The organism is Nitrosomonas oligotropha, assembly GCF_009833085.1.
Taxonomy (GTDB): Bacteria; Pseudomonadota; Gammaproteobacteria; order Burkholderiales; family Nitrosomonadaceae; genus Nitrosomonas; species Nitrosomonas oligotropha.
This window is the reverse complement of the sequence record NZ_QRBZ01000055.1, coordinates 1-23,288: the sequence shown is the minus strand read 5'-3', so window position 1 is coordinate 23,288 and position 23,288 is coordinate 1. Positions and strand designations below refer to the sequence as shown.

General features: G+C 49.6%; 21 protein-coding genes and 1 tRNA gene. 18 read left to right on the top strand and 4 right to left on the bottom strand.

The window, feature by feature from the left end; translation table 11 throughout:
* Window positions 1-1,110: 1,110 nt before the first annotated feature.
* Window positions 1,111-1,186, bottom strand: a tRNA-Asn gene (locus ABD07_RS14145).
* A 501-nt stretch (window positions 1,187-1,687) separates the two neighbouring features.
* Here ABD07_RS14145 and smbP point away from each other — a divergent pair.
* Window positions 1,688-2,032: a small metal-binding protein SmbP gene (smbP, locus tag ABD07_RS14140; protein ID WP_090320841.1), complete on the top strand. Its 345-nt coding sequence runs from the start codon at window positions 1,688-1,690 to the stop codon at window positions 2,030-2,032.
* Between the two features lie 49 nt (window positions 2,033-2,081).
* Here the strand turns inward: smbP and hemH are convergent, their stop codons facing one another.
* Window positions 2,082-3,167 carry a ferrochelatase gene (gene hemH / locus ABD07_RS14135; protein WP_160818821.1) on the bottom strand — a complete coding sequence of 362 codons (1,086 nt, stop codon included), beginning with the start codon at window positions 3,165-3,167 and terminating at the stop codon, window positions 2,082-2,084.
* A gap of 30 nt (window positions 3,168-3,197) precedes the next feature.
* Window positions 3,198-4,217 carry a heat-inducible transcriptional repressor HrcA gene (gene hrcA, locus ABD07_RS14130; RefSeq protein WP_160818820.1) on the bottom strand — a complete coding sequence of 340 codons (1,020 nt, stop codon included), beginning with the start codon at window positions 4,215-4,217 and terminating at the stop codon, window positions 3,198-3,200.
* A 304-nt stretch (window positions 4,218-4,521) separates the two neighbouring features.
* Here hrcA and ABD07_RS14125 point away from each other — a divergent pair, with 304 nt between their 5' ends.
* A complete protein-coding gene (locus ABD07_RS14125; protein ID WP_108698268.1) occupies window positions 4,522-5,394 on the top strand; it encodes an NAD kinase in 873 nt (290 codons plus the stop codon).
* A gap of 20 nt (window positions 5,395-5,414) precedes the next feature.
* Window positions 5,415-7,094, top strand: a complete 1,680-nt coding sequence (gene recN / locus ABD07_RS14120) for a DNA repair protein RecN (protein WP_160818819.1) — start codon at window positions 5,415-5,417, stop codon at window positions 7,092-7,094.
* 2 nt (window positions 7,095-7,096) lie between these two features.
* Here the strand turns inward: recN and ABD07_RS14115 are convergent, their stop codons facing one another.
* Window positions 7,097-8,650 carry a fused MFS/spermidine synthase gene (locus ABD07_RS14115; protein ID WP_160818818.1) on the bottom strand — a complete coding sequence of 518 codons (1,554 nt, stop codon included), beginning with the start codon at window positions 8,648-8,650 and terminating at the stop codon, window positions 7,097-7,099.
* Between the two features lie 380 nt (window positions 8,651-9,030).
* Here ABD07_RS14115 and ABD07_RS14110 point away from each other — a divergent pair, with 380 nt between their 5' ends.
* From ABD07_RS14110 to ABD07_RS14040, 15 genes are all read left to right on the top strand, one after another.
* Window positions 9,031-9,771 (top strand): hypothetical protein, encoded by a 741-nt coding sequence (locus ABD07_RS14110; protein WP_108698265.1) that lies wholly within the window; start codon window positions 9,031-9,033, stop codon window positions 9,769-9,771.
* Between the two features lie 91 nt (window positions 9,772-9,862).
* Window positions 9,863-10,642, top strand: coding sequence for a hypothetical protein (locus ABD07_RS14105; protein WP_240142581.1), 780 nt, complete (start codon window positions 9,863-9,865; stop codon window positions 10,640-10,642).
* Window positions 10,643-10,787: 145 nt separating this feature from the next.
* The gene (locus tag ABD07_RS14100) at window positions 10,788-11,243 is read left to right on the top strand and encodes a hypothetical protein (RefSeq protein ID WP_160818817.1); all 456 of its coding nucleotides are present in this window, start codon (window positions 10,788-10,790) and stop codon (window positions 11,241-11,243) included.
* Between the two features lie 58 nt (window positions 11,244-11,301).
* On the top strand, window positions 11,302-11,808 hold the full coding sequence (locus ABD07_RS14095) for a TlpA disulfide reductase family protein (protein ID WP_160818816.1): 507 nt from the start codon (window positions 11,302-11,304) through the stop codon (window positions 11,806-11,808).
* Window positions 11,809-11,821: 13 nt separating this feature from the next.
* Window positions 11,822-12,067, top strand: coding sequence for a DUF4266 domain-containing protein (locus ABD07_RS14090; protein WP_240142580.1), 246 nt, complete (start codon window positions 11,822-11,824; stop codon window positions 12,065-12,067).
* Window positions 12,068-12,106: 39 nt separating this feature from the next.
* Window positions 12,107-14,818, top strand: a complete 2,712-nt coding sequence (locus tag ABD07_RS14085) for a DUF3570 domain-containing protein (protein WP_275689506.1) — start codon at window positions 12,107-12,109, stop codon at window positions 14,816-14,818.
* 58 nt (window positions 14,819-14,876) lie between these two features.
* On the top strand, window positions 14,877-15,791 hold the full coding sequence (locus ABD07_RS14080; protein ID WP_160818814.1) for an FAD:protein FMN transferase: 915 nt from the start codon (window positions 14,877-14,879) through the stop codon (window positions 15,789-15,791).
* 93 nt (window positions 15,792-15,884) lie between these two features.
* A complete protein-coding gene (locus ABD07_RS14075) occupies window positions 15,885-17,123 on the top strand; it encodes a Tle-like phospholipase domain-containing protein (protein ID WP_240142579.1) in 1,239 nt (412 codons plus the stop codon).
* A gap of 227 nt (window positions 17,124-17,350) precedes the next feature.
* On the top strand, window positions 17,351-18,133 hold the full coding sequence (gene amrB, locus ABD07_RS14070) for an AmmeMemoRadiSam system protein B (RefSeq protein ID WP_160818813.1): 783 nt from the start codon (window positions 17,351-17,353) through the stop codon (window positions 18,131-18,133).
* A gap of 12 nt (window positions 18,134-18,145) precedes the next feature.
* A complete protein-coding gene (amrA, locus tag ABD07_RS14065) occupies window positions 18,146-18,742 on the top strand; it encodes an AmmeMemoRadiSam system protein A (protein ID WP_160818812.1) in 597 nt (198 codons plus the stop codon).
* Window positions 18,735-19,832, top strand: coding sequence for an AmmeMemoRadiSam system radical SAM enzyme (gene amrS / locus ABD07_RS14060; RefSeq protein ID WP_160818811.1), 1,098 nt, complete (start codon window positions 18,735-18,737; stop codon window positions 19,830-19,832). Before amrA ends, amrS begins: the two co-directional genes overlap by 8 nt.
* On the top strand, window positions 19,829-20,458 hold the full coding sequence (locus ABD07_RS14055) for a dienelactone hydrolase family protein (RefSeq protein WP_160818810.1): 630 nt from the start codon (window positions 19,829-19,831) through the stop codon (window positions 20,456-20,458). Before amrS ends, ABD07_RS14055 begins: the two co-directional genes overlap by 4 nt.
* Window positions 20,459-20,674: 216 nt before the next feature.
* A complete protein-coding gene (sixA, locus tag ABD07_RS14050; protein ID WP_160818809.1) occupies window positions 20,675-21,127 on the top strand; it encodes a phosphohistidine phosphatase SixA in 453 nt (150 codons plus the stop codon).
* A gap of 24 nt (window positions 21,128-21,151) precedes the next feature.
* Complete coding sequence (locus tag ABD07_RS14045; RefSeq protein ID WP_160818808.1) at window positions 21,152-21,709, top strand: rRNA large subunit pseudouridine synthase E; 558 nt, start codon at window positions 21,152-21,154, stop codon at window positions 21,707-21,709.
* Between the two features lie 303 nt (window positions 21,710-22,012).
* On the top strand, window positions 22,013-23,203 hold the full coding sequence (locus tag ABD07_RS14040) for a DesA family fatty acid desaturase (RefSeq protein WP_193566069.1): 1,191 nt from the start codon (window positions 22,013-22,015) through the stop codon (window positions 23,201-23,203).
* Window positions 23,204-23,288: the final 85 nt, after the last annotated feature.

The window sequence follows — 23,288 nt, the reverse complement described above, 5'->3', positions numbered from 1 at the left end:
ATATAGCCGCCAGATTTCCTGGCGATCCAATAAAGTTAATCGGGTGCGTTTATGTATGTTCATCTACAGTATTTTCCCATACTGTAAACAACGCTAGAAATTCTTACAGTGAGGAAAGTTTGAGAGAGTTAATTACAGGAGATTGCGGCAATGTTTTTAAGGATAGGATGAAGTGAGTTTTTTAGAATGGCCATGTGAACTATTTTTAAGTGTTTGCACCTTTTTAGTAGCGACAAAGGCTTTATTGGCATTGATTCTTGGCGGCATCTCGATCGGGATGATTTTCATAGTAATAAAAGAAATAATCAGAGATTTAATGAAATAATTTGATATGAGCCGCTTTTTTGTAAAACCACAGGAGTTGCTGAAATGAGAGGGATAAATGATGAAAAATAAAGGAGATAATGCACGATTGTTATAACGATGAATCTCTCGTTATAAAGGATTATATTTTGCCAGAATGCACAGAACTTAACCCGTGATTGCCGATTGATGAAAATATGCCAACAAACAAACACAGATTTATTCACGCAAACGACACGACACAGATTGGCATGTTCGATGGCAGATACTGGGCAAATGTTGATGGAGATATACTCGCTTCCGATCCAAGTCACTGAATGTCATTACCGGAAAGCCCGAAATGAAAACAACTTACCCATCATGGTCAGCGAATCAAGGATATCAACCTTTCCAAATAGTGCATCACAAGGGAAAACTTTGGATATTTAAAAATCATTTAGCTACCCTTCTGCTCAGAATCAAATGTTCGCTGGCATTACAGATTAACCAAGTGAGAACAGCAAGAATTGGAGTCGATTAGCTATATCAGAAAAAACTTTATTTGCTTGGAAAGATGATAACAAACAATAAACTAGAAATAGAAAAAGCCGCAAAGTATCTGAACGTCACAGTTGGAACATTGGCAGTCTGGAGAAACACAAAAAGACACGTACTTCCATATTACTGCAAAATTTGTATAAGGATATACTACAATATCAAGAACTTATATGCGTTTATGCAGTCAAAAAAATAAGCTTATAAAAGTCACTCGGATGTTATCCTGAGATTTTTTAGTTACCCAAAAATGCATTTAAGCTATTGATTATTTGGCTCCCCGACCAGGGCTCGAACCTGGGACCTGCGGATTAACAGTCCGTCGCTCTACCGACTGAGCTATCAGGGAATTGATGAGATGCGCATGTTAACGTTTTGAAGCCTTCCGGTCAACCATCAGATTGCGTCTTGTATTGGAAATTTGCTTTGTTTTAGCAGATGTCGGCTTGTTATCGATTAAAAACCACGAGCAGCATGCATGCTCGTTATTTGCGGACTCAATCGCTTTAGGTTTCGTTCGCGATTTTCTGTGATCTGGCTAAGGTTTTTTCTCACTTTGGGATGTAATCTGCAGTTTGAAGTAAATACCTATACTTTACTGTTTGCTGCAGATTACTTTTATGGGCTGTTTTTTTACAAAATTTGCTTCGAGGTTGTTCATGTTCACGAGGGGCAATCAATTAAGGCTTGCCGCTTGCACACAATAAATAAAGAAATGGGTATATACTGGAATCTAGTGTTCTGGTCAGCTGGAGAAAGTTAATATTTCCTCAATAAAGCTGTTATCCAGTCACTGAGATTATTGAAAAGTATTCATGTTATCAATGTATTTTTTTAAGGAGCAATTATCATGCGTATTATTTCTACAATGATTGTAACTGGAGCATTAGCATGTTTCATGAGTACCCCTGTATTGGCATCGGACGCAGGACATACTTCCGAGGCGATGGAACACGCCGGAAAGGCGCAAGCGCATGGTGAAATGGGACATGCGAAAGAATCCCTAAGCCATGCCAAAGAAAGCTTGGCGCACGCAAAAGCGGCAAGAGATGATCATGCGGCATCGCATAAACATATGGACGAAGCGATCCAACATTTGGAAGAAGCGATCAAACACGCTGATATGGGGCATGGTGCGGAATCGGCTAAGCACAGCGAAGAAGCAATGAAACATATGCGTCAATCCGGCCATTGATGGCTTAAAAACGATTTCCCCTCGAGATTGCTCGAGGGGGCATCAATTCTTAATCTTTAGCACCCAATTCCAACGCCAGTTTCCTGGATAATTTCGCAGCTTCCTCAGTGACTTCAATGTCCAGCCACCCTTGCAAATGCGTGCAGGTGATATCGGCCAAAGCTTGAATCCAATCGCTACGTTCGTTGAGGCACGGAATATAGTGAAATTCCTTGCCGCCCGCTTGTATGAATGTGTGTTTCGCTTCGATAGCGATTTCTTCCAAAGTTTCCAGACAATCGGAGACAAATCCGGGGCAGATCACATCGACGCGTCGTGTATGTTCCTTGCCCAATTGTTCCAGAGTGACGGCAGTGTAGGGTGTTAGCCACTGTGCCCGGCCAAAGCGCGATTGAAAGCACACGGCATACTGGTCTGCATTCAATTCCAACGCCTCAGCCAGCAATCGCCCGGTTTTCTGGCACACGCAATGATAGGGGTCGCCTTTATCGAGGCTGGCGCGCGGGGTGCCGTGAAAGCTGATCATCAGTTTGTCAGGCCGGCCGTGCGTATCCCAGTAGTCGCGTACATTCTGCGCCAGCGCTGCGATATAGCCGGGATCGTCATGGTACTGCTTGACCGTGCGAATCGCAGGTTGATTGCGCATCTTATTGAGCACGGCAAATACATTATCCATTGCCGCTGCGGTACTGCTGGCGGCATATTGCGGAAACAGCGGAATGACCAGAATGCGCTCGCAGCCTTGTTGCTGCATACGGGTCAGTACATCGGCAACGGAAGGTTTGCCGATATTCATCGCATATTCGACGATGGGCGGGTTTTTAAACTTTGCCGTCAGTACTTCGCGTAAAAGTTCCGTTTGCCGTTCGGTATGCACTTTCAGCGGAGAGCCTTCGGGTAGCCAGACTTTTGCGTATTTCTCAGCCGAGGCTTTCGGTCTGAAGGGCAGGATGAAACCGTGCAAAATAGGCCACCAGATCAGCCGGGGCACTTCGATGACCCGCGGATTACTGAGAAATTCCTTGAGATAGGGGCGTAGCGCCTGCGCAGTCGGTGCGTCCGGTGTTCCCAGATTAATCAATAAAACACCGGTGCGATTCGGTGAGCCGTGCTGGTAAATGGATTGAGAGGTCATGACTATAGTTTATTGTTTTGGAGGAATAAATTAGTGTTGCGACAAGCTGCTGGAAAGCAGTTTTGCGGTAATATCGACAATCGGTATAACGCGTTCATAAGCCATGCGCCGCGGGCCGATGACGCCGACTGTGCCGACAATTTCGCCTTCTATTTCATACGGCGCCGTGATGACACTGAATTCTTCCAGCGATGACACATCGGACTCGCCGCCGATAAAGATCTTGACCCCATGTGCCTGCCTGCTGAGTTCCAGTAATTGCAATAACTTGGTTTTGCGCTCGAATAATTCAAACAATTTTTTTAAGCTGATCAAATTGTCGGAAAGATCATCGATCTGCAGCAGATTGCGTTCGCCCGCCAGAACCACGGCTTCACTGCTTTCATTGATGGCGTCACCGCCGGCTTCGATGGCGGCGCTCATCAAGCTGATCATTTCGCCACGCAATTGCTTTAATTCGGTATTCACACGCCCGCGAATTTCATCCAGCGTGCAACCGGCATAATGCTGGTTGATGAAATTACCGGCTTCGATCAGATCCGACTGGCTGTATGGGGTATTGGTAAAGATAATGCGATTTTGCACATCGCCTTCCGGTGTGACGATAATCAACAGAATGCGTTTTTCGGATAACGCCATGAACTCGATGTAACGGAACACCGCGCCTTTTCGTTTGGGAGTGACCACGACACCGGCAAAACGGGTCAGATCCGATAGTAATTGCGATGCGACATTGATCAAGCGCGAAGGATTATCAGGGTGCAGCTGGTTTTCCAAATGATTCAATTCCACTTTGTCGAGTGTTTTGACGACCAATAAGGTATCGACAAAGAGGCGGTAGCCTTTCGGTGTCGGGACTCTTCCCGCCGAAGTGTGCGGGCTGGCAACCAATCCCATTTCTTCAAGATCGGCCATGACATTGCGGATGGTTGCGGGGCTTAAGTCTAATCCGGAAAACTTCGATAGCGCCCGGGAACCGACGGGCTGACCTTCATGGATATACCGTTCTACCAGTGTTTTTAATAAGATTTGGGCGCGTTCGTTTAACATGGCATCATTCTACACGAGTCGGCTGGTTTTATAATTTGGTTATAAGCGGTGATTTTGCCTTATCTTATCTATGCTAAACTTTCCCGCTTGCCGGTTTGCCAATATGGGCCGGAGTTTCAGCGTAGGTTTGGATTTTTTCCGGGTGGCTCAACTTTTGTGGGTATATATGTACGAGACAAAATTTTGCAAGCCTAACCGGATTATTTATTCACTAACTTGTTTTATTATAATGATAATTCCGGTATTTACAGTCAATGCAAACCTCACGGTCAATATCAATCAAAGCAAGCGATTGTTTTAAGTTATGAATTCCCAATTCACCACCATTGCACTGATCGGTAAACATAAGAATCCCGAAATCGCGGTACCGCTGTTGAATCTGGCCGAGTATCTGACAGCCAAGCATTATAAGGTGTTACTCGATCATCTCACAGCTTCGCAGATTGGCAGTGATCGTTATCCGGCATTATCCCTGGAAGAGATTGGCGCGCAAGCCGATCTGGCTGTGGTCATGGGCGGCGATGGCACGATGCTCAATATTGCGCGCATGCTGGTGTCGTACGATGTGCCGTTGATCGGCATTAACCAGGGCCGGCTTGGTTTTCTCACCGACTTATCGGTGGAAACCATGTTTGAAACGCTGGATGAAATGCTGGCGGGAAAATATACTACCGAACGCCGTATGTTGTTGTATGCAGAAATCATCCGGGATGGCGCGAGTGTTTTCAGCAGTCTGGCATTCAACGATGTCGTGCTGTATCGCGGTATGAGCAGCGGCATGATCGAGTTTGAAGTGAAGGTCAATAACGAATATGTGAATACCTTGCGCTCCGATGGATTGATCGTCACCACACCGACCGGCTCGACCGCCTATGCGTTATCGTCGGGCGGGCCGATCCTGCATCCCGGACTGGATCTGATTGCGCTGGTGCCGGTTTGCCCGCATACGCTCAGTAACCGCCCCATCGTGATCGGCCCGGATTCCAGCGTGGAGATTCAGATGCACAGCAGCGCCAATGTGCGCATTAATTGCGACAGTCATTCCTGTTTTGATCTGGAACAGACGGATAACATCATCGTGCGGCGTTTTCCCAAAACGGTACGGTTACTGCATTCAGTCAACCACAGTTATTACCGCATGCTGAGAGAGAAATTGGGATGGAGCGAATTTCCCTGATGCATGCCCATTAAGCCATCATGCTAAAGCACCTGAGCATCAAAGATTTTGTCATAGTGGACCGGATCGAATTGGATTTCATGCCGGGATTCACCGTGCTGACCGGAGAAACGGGCGCGGGTAAATCCATTTTGATCGATGCCGTGACGCTCGCCCTGGGTGAACGCGGCGATGCCAGTCAGGTCCGGCAAGGTTGCGAACGCGCGGAAATTAATGTGACTTTCGATATCGAGTGCTTGCCGGAGTTACGGCAGTGGCTGGATGAAAACGATTTACAGGGCGACGCGGATAGTTGTCTGATGCGCCGTATTATCGAGACCAGCGGCCGTTCGCGTAGTTATATCAACGGGCATGCGGTAACTTTGCAGCAATTGCGCGCAGCGGGCGAATTTCTGGTCGCCATCCACAGTCAGCATGCACATCAAGCGTTGCTGCAAAAAGACGCGCAACGCGAATTGCTCGATGCTTTTGCCGGTTGCGCTGATCTGGCGCGTACCGTTGGGTTGGCTTATCAACACTGGCAAGATCGCAACCGGCAAAGAATTGCCTTGGAACAACGCGCAGCGGAATCGCAGGAGAAACGCGAACAGCTTGAATGGCAGTTGCAGGAATTGACCGCATTGAATTTTTCCCTGCCGGAATGGCAAACATTGCAAGCCGATCATGGCCGGTTGTCGCATCTGGCGGCCTTAATGGCGGCTGCGGACACAGCAGTGGAGGTGTTATCCGAAAACGAGCAAGCGGCACTGGCGCAGATTAATGGCGTAAACAATCAACTGCAAAATTTGCTCGAGTACGACAATGAACTCAAAGCCATCACCGACTTGCTGGATGCGGCGCAGATTCAGTTACAGGAAAGTGTTTATGAATTGAAGCACTACCGTCAGCGTTTGGATCTCGATCCGCAAGCGCTACAGGAGATCGAGCAGCGCTTGTCGGCAATCCATACCGCTGCACGAAAATTCCGTGCGCTGCCGGAAGAATTGCCTGCATTGCTTGAGACAATCACGCAACAACTGGGCTTGTTGGGTTCGGATGCGGATATCGGTCATTTGCAAGCGCTGGAAGCCGCCGCACAGGCTGATTATCTGCAACACGCGCGGGCCTTGAGCGTTGCACGGCAAAAAGCCGGTGAAGCGTTATCGCAGCAAGTGAGTGCCGCGATGCAAACGATTGCGATGGCAGGCGGCGAGTTTTCGGTGGCGTTGATTCCCGTGGAACAGGGTAATGCGCACGGTTTGGAGCAGATCGAGTTTCAGGTGGCCGCGCACAAAGGCTTGCCGCTGCGGCCTTTGGCCAAAGTGGCTTCGGGCGGTGAATTGTCGCGTATCAGCTTGGCGATACAAGTTATCACCAGTAAGGTCGGAACGGTACCGGCGCTGATTTTCGACGAAGTCGATGTCGGTATCGGCGGAAAAGTGGCCGAGATTGTCGGTCATTTACTGAAGAAACTCGGAAGGGAGCGGCAAGTGCTGTGTATCACCCATCTGCCGCAGGTAGCCGCGACCGGGGATCATCAATGGCAAGTGGAGAAATCCGCTGGACAATCGGCGCATCAGCCGGTTATCAGCACTATCACGATTTTGGATCAGCAGCAGCGTGTGGAAGAAATCGCTCGCATGCTGGGCGGGGTGAACATCACTGAAACAACGCGCCAGCATGCAGCAGAGATGCTGCAACAACACACATCGCCGCTGTAAAATCAGCGGATAAAGTAATCGATTCCCAGTAATTCCACGATGAGCCGGCGGTACTGCTCGGATTTGCGTATTTGCAGCATTTCCAGCGGATTGAGATTATCCGTTAAGATCACACCCAGTGCTGGATCGACGGCAATGCGGCGCTTCACCAGCCAGTCGCTTTGCGCGGCTGACATGGCTTCAGTTTTGAGTTCGAGTTCGCGGTTTGCGGCGAGAAAAACAAAATCGTTAAATTCCGTGTCCGGTTCGGAAATAAATACCTGCTGATGCGTAAAAACCTGCGCCAGGGTTTTTGCGACGGAGGCCAGCGCTTTATTCTTACCGTCTTCAAAAAATGCTACGAAATTCAATGCGAGCAATCCGTGTCCGGAGAGCAGGGAACGCAATTGCGCCATTGTTTCAACAGTCAGCAAGTGGACCGGCTCCGAACCGCCGGTAAAGACATCCAGGATGATCAGATCGTAGGTATTCGTTAATTTGCGGATTTCATAGCGTGCATCGCCGATGATGGTTTGACCTGTCGGCGTGAAACCGAAATATTGACTGGCCGCTTCGGCGACGGCCGGGTCAATTTCCAGCGTGTCCGTCACTATGCCGTGATTTTTCAATGTCATCGCCATATGTCCGGCACCCTGGCCGATCAGCAGCGCACGTTTAATATGAGGTGTCAGCGCGGGTAAAATATCGACGATTCTCTGGTAAGTCAGTACATTTTCACCATGGCTGATCGTGGCTGCGCCTATGGTCGATGCATCCACGGTCAACAAACGGAAATTCTCCTCGGGTTTGTCGATGACGCGAACCCAGCCATACAGACTTTCGCGTTCAAACTGAATATGGTTGGAATGATTACCTGCGACGCGGTGCGCGGAATCCGCGACGCGCGGTAATAATATAATTCCGATGACCAGCAATACGGCGATAGGGGGCAGTGCAACCATCAACCTGATGCGTTTCCGCTCGAAATAAGCAACGCCAGCGGCCAGTATCAATAAGGCGATACCCAGACCGATGAAGATTTCACGCGAACCGACCTGGGGAAATAAATAAAAACCGAGAAACAAAGTACCAATGACGCTGCCGACGGTACTGACCGCATAGATAGAACCGGTACCCGCGCCGATACCGTCCAAGCTGGCAGTGGCCAATTTAACGGCAAACGGCCCGATCATGCCGAGCATAATCAAACTGGGCGAGAATAATACCAATGTGCTGATGAAAACACCCATGCGCAGCCCCATGGTATCGGTGGCAAGCAATACCGGTGCGGTTAGCCACGGTATCAAAAGCGTCAGTAATCCCGACAGCCCAATGATCAAGGCCAGTCCCGTCTTTTTTGCCCGGTCCGCCCAGCGGCCGCCGACAAAGTAACCCAAAGCCAGTGCGATCAATGTGACCGAAATGACCGAGGTCCAAACATAGAGGCTGGCGCCATAGAATGGTGCGATCAATCGGGTTCCTAGCAGTTCTATCACCATCACTGCGGCGCCGGTCAGAAAAACAGTACAGTAAAGCCACGCCCGGTTCAGCACCTGAGCGGAAGTCAAATGATTCATCGTTTTGCCTACGAATTGAAGATGCACATGGATAAAGAGAGAGAAGTGCCGCTTGAATTTGCAGCGACGGCATTTTAGAGGTAAGCCCCAAGTGATGGAATGCGGCAAAATGCCGCACCCTGGCAAGGCAGTCGCACCAAGGGGTTTGTGCAGTGCGACAATTTGTCACATTGTAATTCGTTGGATGGGGAAATAAGATCGCACTCAGAAAATGATTCGCTTTCCTAACTGATGTTTCTGGAACTTAAACCCCATTGATCAATTTAGAAAAGAATTTTTTTCAGTTAAACGATCACGTTTGCAAAATAATTTCTTCGATACATACGAAAGAACGAATGTTTGCAGAAAAAAAGATAATCAAATTTAATGGAAATTTTTGCATGTTAACGACGAAACGATTCAATCTATCTACTCAATGTGTTCTCGCTATCGCTGTTCTGGCAGGCACGACACAAATCGCATCCGCGCATACCCGGCTGGAAACTGCAACGGTTAATGAAAACACCCGGATAACCAACAACGTGATCATCGGTCACGGCTGTGGAGAAAAGAACGTCATTGGCACCAGCATCGTATTTCCTGATGGCGTCGATTCTACGATTACAGTCGATGGTGCTGCGAACGCAGGTCCATTGACCGCTTTCGTGCAAAATTGGGGCAACCTGATGCAGCAAAATTATAGCCGGGCTATTTTCAGTTTCCAGGATGAAAAAACCGATTCAAATAGTAATGTTGTCGGTTTCTGGGCCGGTGGCGGAAATTCCTTGCCGCACCACTTGAATGGCTATATTCCATTCAGATCGGGCGCTGTTGTCATTGAGCCGACTTCCTGTGCCAAGAGCGTCAAATTTTATATTTCCATCGCGGACATTTGCGAGATTACCGATACTGCCGGTTTCAATGCCGATACCGTCAATCTCTGGACCCATAATGCATTGGGAACAGCGTATGACCGTACAAGCACGACGGATGACGGTCCTGCATCGTTGACTGTTATCCGTACCAGTGCTTTGCCGTCTTCTTGCGGTACCGGTGTGGCGGTTGAAGTGAAGCCTTCGGCAGCGCAGATAAACCGCGATATGCCGATCAAATTGGATGGCAGCCAGATTTGGCCGAAGTAGCATAATTCTTTACGACAACCTCACTCTTCCCTCCGCTTTTTATTAAGAGTGAGGTTTTTTAACAGTCAAATGGAAGGATAGGACACTTAAAATGTTTAAAATGACGGGAAAATTTAAATATCGTACTTTGATGTTGATGGCAGCACTTGGATTAAGTGCAACGTGGCAGTCCGCACTGGCGCATACTCGTTTGAAAACACCAATAATTCAGGAAAATGCCGCAAACCATGGAAGCGATTATAATGCGGTTGTAGTTGCGCACGGTTGCCATAATCCGGTTACTGGAAATTCTGATGCCAATACTATCGGAACTGTTGTAGTATTTCCGGACGGTAAGGATTCGATCATAACGGTTGATGGACAGCCGCATAGTGGTGCATTGACAGATTTTGTGACCAATTGGGGCAATCCCGTTACTAAGATTCAGGACAAAAGTATTTTTCCGGAAGAGGATTACATTAAAGATTCGTTGGGCAATAAGCTCGGTTTCTGGACTGGTGGCGGTAGCGGTTTGAAAGGCGGTTTTAGAGCGGTAGTTCCTTTTACGACGGCAGGTGTTGTGATTGAACCGGCTTCCTGTGCCAAGAGTGTAACATTCGTGCTGGGAATTGTTGATATCTGTGAAATTACCGATGCGTCCAAGTTTAATGATGAAACCGTTCAAATGTGGACACCTGCGGTAGGTTCAATATACGATGGCCCGGGTCTGCATGGGTTCGATTCACCTGCAACCTTGAAAGTGAATCGCAGTATCGCAGCTTTACCTGCATCATGTGGTGCGGGAGTTGATGTTGTGGTTAAACCATCGGCTAATCAATTAAATCGCGATTTGCGCATTAATTTTGACGGTAAGCAAATATGGCCCCAGTAACTTGGGTTATATTGAGCTGCTGATGGCAGCGACGGACACATTGGCGTGTTTAAAACCAATGTGTCCGTTTGCCTTTTGTGGAAGTGCTGCCGGTTTTTTATAATAACTATTCTATGAATAGATCAACCAGTGAGGAATTACGATCATGCCACATCGATTATTTCAAAGAGTAGCAGCGACGATTTTTACAGTGATTACGCTTGGTTATGCCGGTATAAGCGGAGCGCATGAAGCTGGTGCCACCATGGATCCGAACGGCACGACCGCATCGTTTACGGGGTATGCACTCGTGACCTGTATTGATGATATAGGTGTGACAGATTATCTGGTTGCGAGTATCAAAGATACTTCGCCGCCACAAGATAAGCTCCTGGTTAGTTTGCAAATTATTAAAGGAAGCCGCGCCGCCAGTACGACCGATCCCGTTTCCGGAGATGGAAACTTTAGCCCCGAAGTCCGGGTGCAAGGTGGAAGTGGTGTATATCAAGTACTCGTAAATAAAACGATTGCGGGTGCGCGATCCTTTGTTGTCTCGTATCATTGCATGACTGCAAGCAATGAACATACAGCGACGGAAATTGTCGTGAAACAATTCGAGTGATGATTTTCAGCAATTGATTGTTGCAACAATGTTTTAAACTAGATAAGTGAAATGAATAATGAAAAAAATCAAACAGTCGTTTTTTATTATCGCGTTACTACTGTTGTGCAGCAAAAATGCATCAGCGGACCATCTTGAACAGATATCCTCGGCTTGTGATTTAAAAACACTGGATGGCAAACCGGCTTTGGCCTTGCAGGAACTGAGAGGGAAAGTGGTGTACATGGATTTCTGGGCATCCTGGTGTCCGCCCTGTGTCAAATCCTTTCCATTCTTGAATCAACTTGAGCACGATATGAAAGAGCAGGGGGTGCATGTGATCGGTGTCAACCTTGATGAAAAGGTTAAGGATGCGGAAGAATTTCTCACCAAGCACCCGGCTCACTTTTCCATTGTCGCGGATCCAGCCAAGACATGCGCTAAGGTTCTTGAGGTGATGGCGATGCCAACGTCCTATATCATTGACAAGAAAGGTAATATTCGTCATGTTCATCAAGGATTCCGGCCCGGTGAAACAGAACAATTGCGTGCTTTACTGACACAACTTGTCATGGAGAATCCCTGATCGGGGATTTTCAATGTTCGCCCCGGCCGGTATGAAGCGGACTCGAAATATTGCCATTGCAGTTGCGTTCACCCTGTGGTTTGGTGTGACGGGGTGTGTGCATGTCGCTCCTTGGGAGCGTGGCAATTTGGCTAAACCGCAAATGGACATCGATCCCAATCCTTTGCAAACTGAAATGCAATCCCACAATTACAGCAGCCGTGAAGCGGCGCCCAGTCACAAATCGTCTGCAGGTGGCGGCGGCTGTGGATGTTATTAAACTGACTCCCGACCGGAGTTGTTTTAAAGGTAAGTAAATTTGCAGCAGAATAAAAGACCCCGGTTCCAGGGCAGCAAGCAGCGATACAACCCTCCTGAATCACATTCTGTAAAGCCAAGCAGTCACACCTTACAAGCGCTGACATCGGCGGCACTGATGTTGCCCGGCTTACTGATATCACCCGGACACGCTGCCGTAACGGACCGGATTAACTTTCAATATAGCCGCTACCAGGAAGGCGAACGTAATCTCTATGGTGTTCCCCATAGCTATAAACCAATTTCGGCCGATGTGTTACACGGTAGCGGTATTTTCTCGTTAACCGACCGCGCCAAATTTACGTTTGGTTATACACAAGACACCTGGTCGGGCGCAACTCCGGTATCGACAACGCCGCTGGCTACCAGTGGCGGTAATCGTCCCTATACCGTTAATGGGGTCGTGGCCGGTGCTTCGCCGCTTCTAAGGAGCAGCATACTTTTAGATCACGACCTGAATCCGATTGGCAGAGACCCGATTACCAAGCAATCGACCGGCGTCGTCGATACCCGGTCGGTGCTGGTGATGTCATCGGCTTCTCCGGAAACACGCCGTCAAGCCAATTTCGGTTTGAGCTACGAATGGAACGAAGCGGCGTTGAATGTAGGCGGCGGTTTTTCCCGGGAGCGTGACTATCACTCGAGTTTCGGTAGTATCGGCGGGCGGTTGGATTTCAATCAAAAGCTGACCAGCGTTAAATTCGGCGGTGGCTATACGGACAGTCAGGTCAGTGCGATTCTGGATCCTGATTCATCGCCGTATATCACCAAAACGGCGTATGCTCAGCAAATTGTCAACCGGCGCGGCTCTGAGATTCTAAAGGGTGACCGGCAGGATTGGGTGGCGAATACCGGTTTGACGCAGGTTCTCAGCAAGAATGCGTTGATCGATGCCAGTATCGGTTACACGCATAGCAACGGATTTCTAGAGAATCCTTACAAAGCAACGTCGGTTATCTTCATTGATCCGGCAGATTTGAACAAGAATGTAATTAGAGGCGATGTGCGCGCGCTGATTGAGCAGCGTCCGAACATCCGCAATCAAGTCGCCCTCAGCACGAAGTACGTGCATTATATTAGCCCGTTTAATGCCGCGATGCATTTGGGTTACCGCTTGTCGGTCGATGACTGGGGCGTCAATACGCATACCTTCGATGCGAGCTGGGTGCAGCCGCTGGGTGGCGGATGGACGCTGACGCCGCGAATTCGCTACTATTCCCAGGATGCCGCGAGCTTTTACCGGCCCTACTTATTTTCTCAACAAAATTACATAAATCAGGCAGTCGATAGTTTCGGCCGGCAAATATGGATCGATAAAAAGGATCCTACTGTACAGTACTACGGGAGCGATCAATTTAATCTGGTCGATCAGAGTGGGAATGCGGTTGATGCGTTTTCAGTGGATGCACAGCCGAAATTAACCTTATTCGACGCCGGGAAACTGCCCGCGCATTTTTCCAGCGATCATCGTCTGGCGGGCTTTGGTTCGTTAAGCGGCGGTGTGGTATTGAGTAAAATACTCGGTAAAGGCGTCGCGCTGGAAGCGGGGTTTGAATACTATACGCGCGCCAGCTCCATGCAAATTGGCGGCGGCGGGAATAACAGTTTCGCCGATTTTGATTACTACGTAGCGAATGCGGCGATTAAGTTTGATATTGAGCCGGTTTCATCCATGCCAATCGCAACTTCAGGCGGATCCTCCGCCGCGCACACACATTCCTCCCTGCACCATCATAAGATACCGCCCGCTACGGTCATGTTTGGCCATATGCTCGATAAGCCCGGCGATTTCATGGCAGGCTATCGATTCATGTATCAATGGACGGGTGGCCATATGATGCATGGCGCGCATAAAGTGAGCGATCAAACGATCGTCGATCAAGGTTGCGGCAATAAAGACTGCCAATTTGCGCCGCAATTCATGGATATGCGCATGCATATGGTCGATCTGATGTATGCGCCGACCAAGTGGCTCAACGTGATGCTGATGCCCACCTTCATGGATATGGATATGAATTTACGCCAGCTGGCCGGGGCAAGGGTAGACGCTTCCGGCGCTCATGGACATCATGGTGCGGCTGGTCATGAAAGCGGCGCTGTGGGCGATACCTATTTCTCATCGCTGATCAAGCTGCTGGATATTCCAGGTCATCGTATGCATGTGAATCTGGGGTTCAGTGCGCCAACCGGAAAAACGGATATCAAAATACGCCGTTCGTTTAATGCGGATGGCGGACTGATTCATTTCGGCATGCAGTTGGGCAGCGGCACCTGGGACTTCACGCCGAGTCTGACATATCTGGGCGAGTACAGCCGCTGGTCGTGGGGTACGCAAATCAGCGGCATTAAACGCATGGAAGACCGGAATCAATCCGGTTACCGCCTGGGCGATATGTTTCAGGCAACCGGTTGGGGCGGTCTGGACCTGACCCGATGGCTGACGGCCTCCGTGCGTGGTGTTTATACCTGGCAGGATGCGATACATCGCGACTTCAATCAATATAATGCGCGCATCGGCCCGATGGATTTTCCGCGTAATTACGGCGGACAATTCTGGGATATGGGGTTTGGCGTTAATGCGCAAATTCCGGGCGGCCGTTTTGCCGGAAATCGTCTCGGGATCGAATGGGTGCAACCGATTCGCAGCGACTTTAACGGCTATCAGCTGGATCGCCAGGGTATGTTGTCCGCGACCTGGAGCTATCAGTTTTAAGTTAGGATATATTCCTTTTCAAAATCCCCGGCGCGCGCAGCTTTACGGGTGAAATCACATGGCGCATCTGAATTATTACCACTACGACTTTAAAGCAATGGGTTCCCCTTGCTCGATTCAGTTGTACGCGGGCAGTGCTAAAAAGGCGCAACGTGCCGCCAAGATTGTCATGGATGATGTGTATCGCCTGGAAGCAAAATACTCCCGCTACCGGGCGGACAGTTTTTTGTCCCAAATGAATCGTGTCGCGGCTCAAGGCGGTTGCATCCAGGTGGACGATGAAACCGCCGGATTGCTCGATTATGCGGCGACTTGCCATCAGCAAAGCGATGGTTTGTTTGATATCACTTCCGGAATTTTACGCCGCGCCTGGGATTTTAAGTCGGGAAAAATACCGGCACAGGAGGCCGTTCAGTCGCTGCTGGAAAAAATAGGCTGGCATAAAATCAGCTGGCAGCGTCCGGTTCTGATATTTACGGTTGCGGGCATGGAAATCGATTTTGGCGGCGTGGTCAAGGAATACGCCGTCGACCGCGCGGCATCGCTATGCCGGGATGCCGGAATCGATCATGGTCTCATCAATCTGGGCGGCGACATCAAAATTATCGGTCCGCACGACGATGGCAGTCCCTGGCGCGTCGCCATTCGCCATCCGCGCATCCCCGGCGGTATATTGCACACATTGCTGCTGCACTCCGGCGCACTGGCGAGCAGCGGGGATTATGAGCGTTGCATCACGCTGAATGGCATCCGCTACGGCCATGTGCTGAATCCCAAAACCGGCTGGCCGGTTCATTACATGGCGGCAGTCAGCGTGATCGGCGAATTCTGCGTGGTTGCCGGTAGTGCGTCGACCATCGGCATGCTGAAAGAAGAAAGTGGTCCCGAATGGTTGAGTGCACTGGGTTTGCCGCATGTGTGGGTGAATGTGCAAGGGGAGTCCGGGGGATCGCTGCTGGAAGCGGCGGGTTGATTTCACTTTTCGGTTACAATGCAGGTGTATTCACCTGTTGTAGGTGATGATTCGATAGCGGGCGCCCGGTTAAATCAGATAAGTGAGTAATTCATGAAAAATTGGTATTTATTTTCATTCAGATTCATCAGTTTTGCTGCTCTGATGTTGGTTGCGCCAATGCTCAAGGCGCTACCGGATGATTGTGCGCCTTTGACCGCTCCGGTCACTTTTTTTGAGTCGAACGGACTCGTCTGCTTGCAGAAAGTGATTGTAAAAGACGATTCCGGCGAGCAATTGTACAAAGCTGCGTTGCAATGGCTGGGTGCGGATAATCCGAACCGGTTTATATTGTTAGGCACGGAATTGGACGATGCTGCCGAGCCGGATAACCCGACTTTCTCGTTTATCAATGGCCAACTGACGCTGCCAAAAGTCGATGTGCCCAAGCCGAACGGCACGGAACGCTATAACGTCAGCTTGAATTGGGTGACGGATAGCGATGCGGATACGGACGATGCCGTGTCAGTGTTTGAACTGGCCACGGTTGCACTGTATGTCAATCCCAATTATGTGCCGAATGTCACGTGGAAGCCCTATGGCATGTTGCTGCCCAATGAGCGGCGGGCGGTCGATTTGCTGGCGCGGTCGATTCCGTATGCGCAGCTGGCCGATGCGATTTACGATTATGATAATGTAACGGTGGGTTCCTGGGATCTGATTGAATCCAATGGGAAAAGCTCCGGGATGGATGGCGGTGTCTTTAGAAACCGCGAAACCAACGAGTTAGCGCTGGTGTTCCGCGGTACCGAAACTTGCGATTTTCCTTGCTCATTCAAGGAGCTGGAAGATACGGCGAGCGATGCCCTCGCGGATGCGGCCATCGGGATCGGTACCGTCAGCGATCAATTCAAGGATGCGTTCCGGTTCGCTCAAAGTGTCATCAGCCGCTATCCCGGTGCTAAAATTACCGTCGCGGGACATTCGTTAGGCGGTGGACTGGCGCAGGCGGTTGGCGCGACACTGGGATTGGAAACATTTGCGTTCAATTCTTCGCCAGTTCCCGATCATTTCTTTGATACTTACCGGATTACGCTGCCCGCCGAAGCACTCGAAGATTTAATTTACGTGATTGCCGATGTGCACGATCCGGTTTCCAATACCGATAAGACCGGCAAAATATATCTGGATTCTCATCATGTAACGCCGCTGATTCAATTCAATTTCAAGCTGAAGGAAATGTTATCCAGCCGTAAGGTGGATCTGCTTGATTTGCGTTTCGACCGGCATAGCATTACCGACCTGACCAATAACGCAATCAACCTTCTGAATATCTACCGTGATGGCTGGTAAACCGAAACTTCCACAAATAAAGCCCTGTCATTCGCTACGGATGAGGGGATGTTTGCTTTAACCGATTGTTCCTAGACAATTTTTCAATAGATTATCCCCCAGTATTCTCCAGAGTTCGTTCCGTGGTTCAAGGAAGGTACCGCTACGCTGACGGTGCCCGTTTGCAATCTTCCTCAGGATTGTGTGTCTTAAGCTTATGTTCACGCTACAACTGGAGAAGAAGCGCCATGACAACGAGTCGTTCACCTGCGGTCGCAGGATTGTTTTATTCCGCCGATGCACGGCAGCTTTCGCAGGATGTAAACGATCTGCTGGCAGAAGCAAAATTCAATGATTGCAAACCCAAAGCATTGATTGTTCCGCATGCTGGCTATCTGTACTCGGGCGCGGTTGCCGCTTCGGCGTATGCCAGTTTGCGGGCCGCTGCGGCAACGATCCGGCGTGTGGTGCTGCTGGGTCCGGCACATCGTGTGGCGGTGCATGGTTTGGCGTTACCGGGAGTGGATGTTTTTGACACCCCGCTGGGCAGTGTGAAGCTGGATACGGGCCTGGCCGGTGCGATTGCGCATTTGCCGCAGGTGACGGTCAGCAGGGAAGCGCACGCGTTGGAGCATTCATTGGAAGTGCAGCTGCCCTTTTTGCAAAATGTGCTGGGTGATTTTACTTTGCTGCCACTGGCGGTTGGCTGGACATCGGCGGAAGACGTGGCCGAAGTGCTGGAGCAACTGTGGGGCGGTGAAGAAACTTTGATCGTGATCAGTTCCGATCTGTCACATTATTTACCGTATGCAACCGCGCAACGCATGGACAATGAGACCGTTCAAGCCATATTGCAATTGCGGCAACCGATTGCGCACGATCATGCATGCGGCAGTGTATCTATCAGCGGATTGATCATCGCAGCGCAGCAGCATCATCTGACGCCACACGTGCTGGATGTGCGGAATTCTGGGGATACCGCGGGATCGCGCGACCGGGTGGTGGGTTATGCAGCGATTGCATTTAATTGAGCGAGGCGGGCTATGGTGAATTCGCTGGAAAAAAATGAGCACGGCAGGGTATTGCTGCACATTGCACGAGCAGCTATTGCGGATGCTTTGCGCGTGCCTTGCGCACCTGCGAGGCTGGACGGCAATATGGCCTGGCTTTCCCGACCGGGCGCAACGTTTGTCACGCTGACGCAGCGGGGCGAATTGCGCGGTTGTATCGGTTCCTTGCAAGCATGCGATCCGCTGATTGACGATGTGAGTAACAATGCCATATCGGCCGCATTGCACGATCCGCGCTTCATGCCCTTGGCGGCGGACGAATTGAACGCAGTGAGTGTGGAAGTATCATTGCTTTCCGAGCTGCAAGCGCTCAGCTTTCGCAGTGAAGCCGATGCGCTCGCGCAGTTGCGGCCGGATATTGACGGTATTGTGTTTGAGTGCGGGCCTTATCGCAGCACATTTCTGCCGCAGGTATGGGAAAGCCTGTCGCAGCCGGAGCAATTTCTTGCCAAACTGAAATCAAAAGCCCGCTTGCCGGAGGATTTCTGGACAGACGATATTAAGCTATCGCGCTATACCGTCAGCAAATGGCGTGAAACCGATTATACCCGGGAGGTTGCGCATGGATGAGCCCATTAGTAGCGCCGAGCAATTTCCAGCAAAATACTGGCACTTGTTGGAGGATGGGCGGATTCAATGCGATTTGTGTCCGCGCGATTGCAAATTGCACGAAGGACAGCGTGGCGCTTGCTTTGTGCGCGGGCGCGCGGGCGATACGATGGTGTTGACGACGTACGGGCGCTCGTCCGGTTTTTGTGTCGATCCCATCGAGAAAAAGCCACTCAACCAGTTTTATCCCGGCAGCAGCGTGCTGTCGTTCGGCACAGCCGGTTGTAATTTGGCCTGTAAATTTTGCCAGAACTGGGATATTTCCAAATCGCGCAGCTTTGACAAATTGCTCGATCAAGCCAGCCCGGAAGCGATTGCGCGTTGTGCGGAACAATATCGCTGCAAGAGTGTGGCGTTCACATACAACGATCCGGTGATTTTCGCCGAGTATGCAATGGACGTGGCGGATGCCTGTCATGCCAAAGGCATCAAGACGGTTGCCGTGACGGCGGGTTATATCCATGCACAACCGCGGCGCGATTTTTTTGCCAAAATGGATGCCGCTAACGTGGATTTGAAGGCATTTACCGAGGCGTTTTACGTCAAGCAAACCGGCTCGCATTTGCAACCCGTGCTGGATACATTGTGCTACCTGAAACACGAAACCGATGTGTGGCTTGAGTTGACCACATTATTGATTCCGGGGTTGAACGATTCCAGCGAGGAAATCACCGCCATGAGCCATTGGATCATGAAAGAACTGGGACCGGACGTGCCGCTGCACTTCAGTGCCTTTCATCCGGATTACAAACTGAACGATATGCCGCCCACACCACCGGAAACATTGATCCGGGCGCGCCAGATCGCGCTGGATGCCGGGTTGCACTATGTGTATACCGGCAATGTGCATCATATCGAAGGCGATACCACCTATTGTCCCGGGTGCGGCAGTGCCGTCATCGTGCGCGATTGGTATGAAATCAAACAGTATCACGTGACCGCGGAGGGCCGCTGCGAAAGCTGCAATGCCACCATTGCGGGCCGTTTTGCAGCATTTTCCGGTCAGTTCGGCAGGCAACGCATTCCGGTCAGGATCGGAGCGCTGGCATGACAGCGGTAAAAATTCCGGCCGGTACCGTTGAGCTGAGCGGTGACCTGATATTGCCGCCTGCGGCTACGGGTGTTGTGCTGTTTGCTCATGGTAGCGGCAGCAGCCGTTTCAGTCCGCGCAACACTTATGTCGCCAAAGTATTGCAACAACAGGGCATTGGCACATTGCTGTTCGACTTGCTGACGCGTGCGGAAGATCAGGATTATGCCCTGCGTTTCGATATCGATTTGTTGACGCAACGCTTGCTCGCCGTCACGCTTTGGTTGCAGAAGAATGCTGCCACGAAAACGCTTAAAACCGGTTATTTCGGCGCCAGCACGGGTGCAGCCGCAGCTCTGCAAGCGGCTGCCAAAATGCAGGATGCCGTTGCTGCCGTGGTATCGCGCGGTGGCCGCCCCGATTTGGCGGGAGAGGTTGCGTTAAATCAGGTGACTGCGCCGACACTGCTAATCGTAGGCGGCGCGGACTATGGTGTGATCGAATTAAATGAACAGGCTTATGCTTTGATGACTTGCGTGAAAAAGCTGGTACTGGTGCCCGGAGCAACACACTTATTCGAAGAACCGGGCGCTCTGGAAAAGGTTGCGCAGTTTGCCGCCGATTGGTTCTTGAACTGCTTGCGATAGCCAATGAAACTAGAGTTAAGTTTTTCGTTTTGGCAGCTCTAAGTCGGACAGTAGCAAATCAGTAAAAGATACCGGTTTTTACTGGATGAATTATGGCGCTGGTTACATCAATAAGAAATTGAGTGCCGCTTTAATCGCCGGCATGCTAATCTTTATTATGCAGTTCTGGCACATTACATTTAACCGCTCTAATTTTAGGACTTCAAGGAAGTAGCGATGGAATTGATTCTGTGGCGTCATGCCGAAGCGGAAGAGGGTTTTCCCGATATGGCGCGCCAATTGACCGGGAAAGGATTGGATCAGGCAAGGCGTGTGGCGGATTGGCTTAAACCCAAATTGCCGGAAGCGGCGCGGATAATCGTCAGCCCGGCCCGCCGGACGCAGCAGACAGCGATGGCATTGCAGCTCGGTTTTGAGACGGATGCCGCGATAGGCCCGGGCGCCAGTGCTCGTGCCGTGCTTGCCGCGGCTAACTGGCCGGATGCGGAAGGTACCGTGGTGATAGTCGGGCATCAACCGACTCTGGGTGAAATTGCCAATAATCTGATTCCGTCTATTCCTACTGGATTGCGTGTTAAAAAAGGCTCGGTGTGGTGGATCCGTTGTGAAGAAAAGGAAAATAGCATTGAACCGGTACTGCATGCGGTGATCTATCCTGAAATGTTATGAACTGTCCAGTTCAATCCGGGTGTTATGTCTCGATTAATTCTATTTAATAAACCCTATGGCGTGATTTGCCAATTCACACCGGAAGGCGGGCATCAGTCGTTGAAAGATTTCATTCCGTTACCGGATTTTTATCCGGCAGGCCGGTTGGATGCGGATAGCGAAGGCTTAGTGCTGTTGACGGATAATGGTAAGCTGCAGCAGCAAATTAGCGATCCGAAGTTTAAACTGCCGAAAACTTATTGGGTGCAGGTGGAAGGCAAACCGGATGAAATGGCACTAAATCAGCTGCGCCAGGGCGTCACTCTGAAAGATTACAAAACCCGGCCTGCGCAAGCTTTTCTGATGGATGAACCCAAGCACCTCTGGCAACGGATACCGCCTATCCGATACCGCAAGAATATTGCCACTACCTGGATATCTTTGATTCTGAGTGAAGGTAAGAACCGCCAAGTGCGGCGGATGACGGCGGCGGTATTGTTTCCTACGTTGCGATTGATCCGTTATGCCATCGGTACATATACTTTGCAAGATCTGGCGCCGGGTGAATGGCGTTTATTGGAAAATACCCAATGGAATAAATGACAGCTGTTGAATTTTTTCCGGTGGATGGGGAGAAATTTTTAATTAGAAGTGAGGAAACGGCGTGTGGCTTAGTTTTGCTAAAACCGTAAATATAAAGCAGATAATCAATTCAGATTAATATTTCATTTCTATCCGGTGTAGTATAGAATTTTGTATGAGAGTGTAATAAAAAGTAAGTATTTCATAGAGAGTAAATGATGCAATTGGCGTCGATAATGCCAAGCAGATAATTGAAGTAGGTAGTAGTTTGTTTTTATATATTGGCTTGCGCTTTAGTAAGCCCCTAAAAGGATGGTAATTTATATGATTTCTGATTTTCTGACATTGATTTCAGGTGTATTTGATATGCCGTGGTGGGGATATGTGGTCGTCACCTTAGTTCTGACGCATATCACAATCGCATCTATCACGATCTATCTGCATCGTCATTCAGCCCATAGAGCGCTTGAGCTGCATCCGATACCGAGTCATTTTTTTCGCTTCTGGCTGTGGATGACGACTGGGATGGTTACCAAGCAATGGACGGCGGTTCATCGTAAGCATCATGCGAAATGTGAAAGTAAAGATGATCCGCACAGCCCGGTCATTTATGGTATCAAAAAAGTTTTAGCCGAAGGCTCGGAACTGTACCGATTAGAAGCAAAGAATGAAGAAACCTTGAAAAGATATGGCTACGGCACACCGGATGATTGGCTGGAACGTAATGTCTATACCAAGCATAGTGCGAAAGGTGTTGCGCTGATGCTGATTATTAATGTGATTCTATTTGGCCCTATTGGTATTACGATATGGGCGGTGCAAATGATATGGGCGCCGATTTTTGCTGCCGGTATTATCAACGGTGTCGGTCATTATTGGGGGTATCGCAATTTTCGCGCGGATGACGCCAGCACCAACATTGTTCCTTGGGGTATTTTAATTGGCGGTGAAGAATTGCATAACAATCATCATGCTTATGCAACCTCTGCACGATTATCCAACAAATGGTATGAGTTCGATATCGGCTGGTTGTATATCCGGATTCTGGAAATCCTCGGACTTGCAAAAGTTAAAAAAATCGCTCCGAAACTGCGTATTGATAAAGCAAAAACCCAATGCGATTCGGATACATTGCAAGCTGTGATTTCTCATCGCTATGAGGTTCTTGCCAAATATACGAAATCGTTGAAAGCAACTTTTGCAAATGAAGTGATTCATTTGAGAGAAGCCGCTGCGCAATACGGCGTGGATAACAATACCCTGAAACATTGGATTCTTGCCGATTCCAAAACATTGCAAGAGCACGAACGCGAGAAACTGAGTCAAGTGCTTAGTAATGCCAAAACACTGGATAAGGTGTATACCATGCGTGAAGAACTGACCAGAATCTGGCAACGTTCTACAGCATCGACCGAAGAATTGGTTAAGGAATTGGAAGACTGGTGCCGTCGTGCCGAAGAAAGCGGTATCGAAGTGCTAAGAACTTTTTCCCAGCGGTTACGGTGTTATGCGTAGTAATTGACTGAACGGAAGTTGCGCAATAAAAAAACCCGCTACGGGGGGTTTTTTTTTTGCGCTCGTTGTTGCTGGTTTTTTTTGT

Excerpts from the sequence above, each read along its gene's own strand:
- hrcA (WP_160818820.1), bottom strand. The coding sequence starts at position 4,217 with ATGTTAAACGAACGCGCCCAAATCTTATTAAAAACACTGGTAGAACGG.
- ABD07_RS14075 (WP_240142579.1), top strand. The coding sequence starts at position 15,885 with ATGAAAAATTGGTATTTATTTTCATTCAGATTCATCAGTTTTGCTGCT.
- recN (WP_160818819.1), top strand. The coding sequence starts at position 5,415 with ATGCTAAAGCACCTGAGCATCAAAGATTTTGTCATAGTGGACCGGATC.
- ABD07_RS14110 (WP_108698265.1), top strand. The coding sequence starts at position 9,031 with ATGTTAACGACGAAACGATTCAATCTATCTACTCAATGTGTTCTCGCT.
- ABD07_RS14105 (WP_240142581.1), top strand. The coding sequence starts at position 9,863 with ATGTTTAAAATGACGGGAAAATTTAAATATCGTACTTTGATGTTGATG.
- ABD07_RS14100 (WP_160818817.1), top strand. The coding sequence starts at position 10,788 with ATGCCACATCGATTATTTCAAAGAGTAGCAGCGACGATTTTTACAGTG.
- ABD07_RS14040 (WP_193566069.1), top strand. The coding sequence starts at position 22,013 with ATGATTTCTGATTTTCTGACATTGATTTCAGGTGTATTTGATATGCCG.
- ABD07_RS14115 (WP_160818818.1), bottom strand. The coding sequence starts at position 8,650 with ATGAATCATTTGACTTCCGCTCAGGTGCTGAACCGGGCGTGGCTTTAC.
- ABD07_RS14095 (WP_160818816.1), top strand. The coding sequence starts at position 11,302 with ATGAAAAAAATCAAACAGTCGTTTTTTATTATCGCGTTACTACTGTTG.
- ABD07_RS14080 (WP_160818814.1), top strand. The coding sequence starts at position 14,877 with ATGGCGCATCTGAATTATTACCACTACGACTTTAAAGCAATGGGTTCC.
- ABD07_RS14125 (WP_108698268.1), top strand. The coding sequence starts at position 4,522 with ATGAATTCCCAATTCACCACCATTGCACTGATCGGTAAACATAAGAAT.
- smbP (WP_090320841.1), top strand. The coding sequence starts at position 1,688 with ATGCGTATTATTTCTACAATGATTGTAACTGGAGCATTAGCATGTTTC.
- sixA (WP_160818809.1), top strand. The coding sequence starts at position 20,675 with ATGGAATTGATTCTGTGGCGTCATGCCGAAGCGGAAGAGGGTTTTCCC.
- ABD07_RS14055 (WP_160818810.1), top strand. The coding sequence starts at position 19,829 with ATGACAGCGGTAAAAATTCCGGCCGGTACCGTTGAGCTGAGCGGTGAC.
- ABD07_RS14090 (WP_240142580.1), top strand. The coding sequence starts at position 11,822 with ATGTTCGCCCCGGCCGGTATGAAGCGGACTCGAAATATTGCCATTGCA.
- amrB (WP_160818813.1), top strand. The coding sequence starts at position 17,351 with ATGACAACGAGTCGTTCACCTGCGGTCGCAGGATTGTTTTATTCCGCC.
- amrA (WP_160818812.1), top strand. The coding sequence starts at position 18,146 with ATGGTGAATTCGCTGGAAAAAAATGAGCACGGCAGGGTATTGCTGCAC.
- hemH (WP_160818821.1), bottom strand. The coding sequence starts at position 3,167 with ATGACCTCTCAATCCATTTACCAGCACGGCTCACCGAATCGCACCGGT.
- amrS (WP_160818811.1), top strand. The coding sequence starts at position 18,735 with ATGGATGAGCCCATTAGTAGCGCCGAGCAATTTCCAGCAAAATACTGG.
- ABD07_RS14045 (WP_160818808.1), top strand. The coding sequence starts at position 21,152 with ATGTCTCGATTAATTCTATTTAATAAACCCTATGGCGTGATTTGCCAA.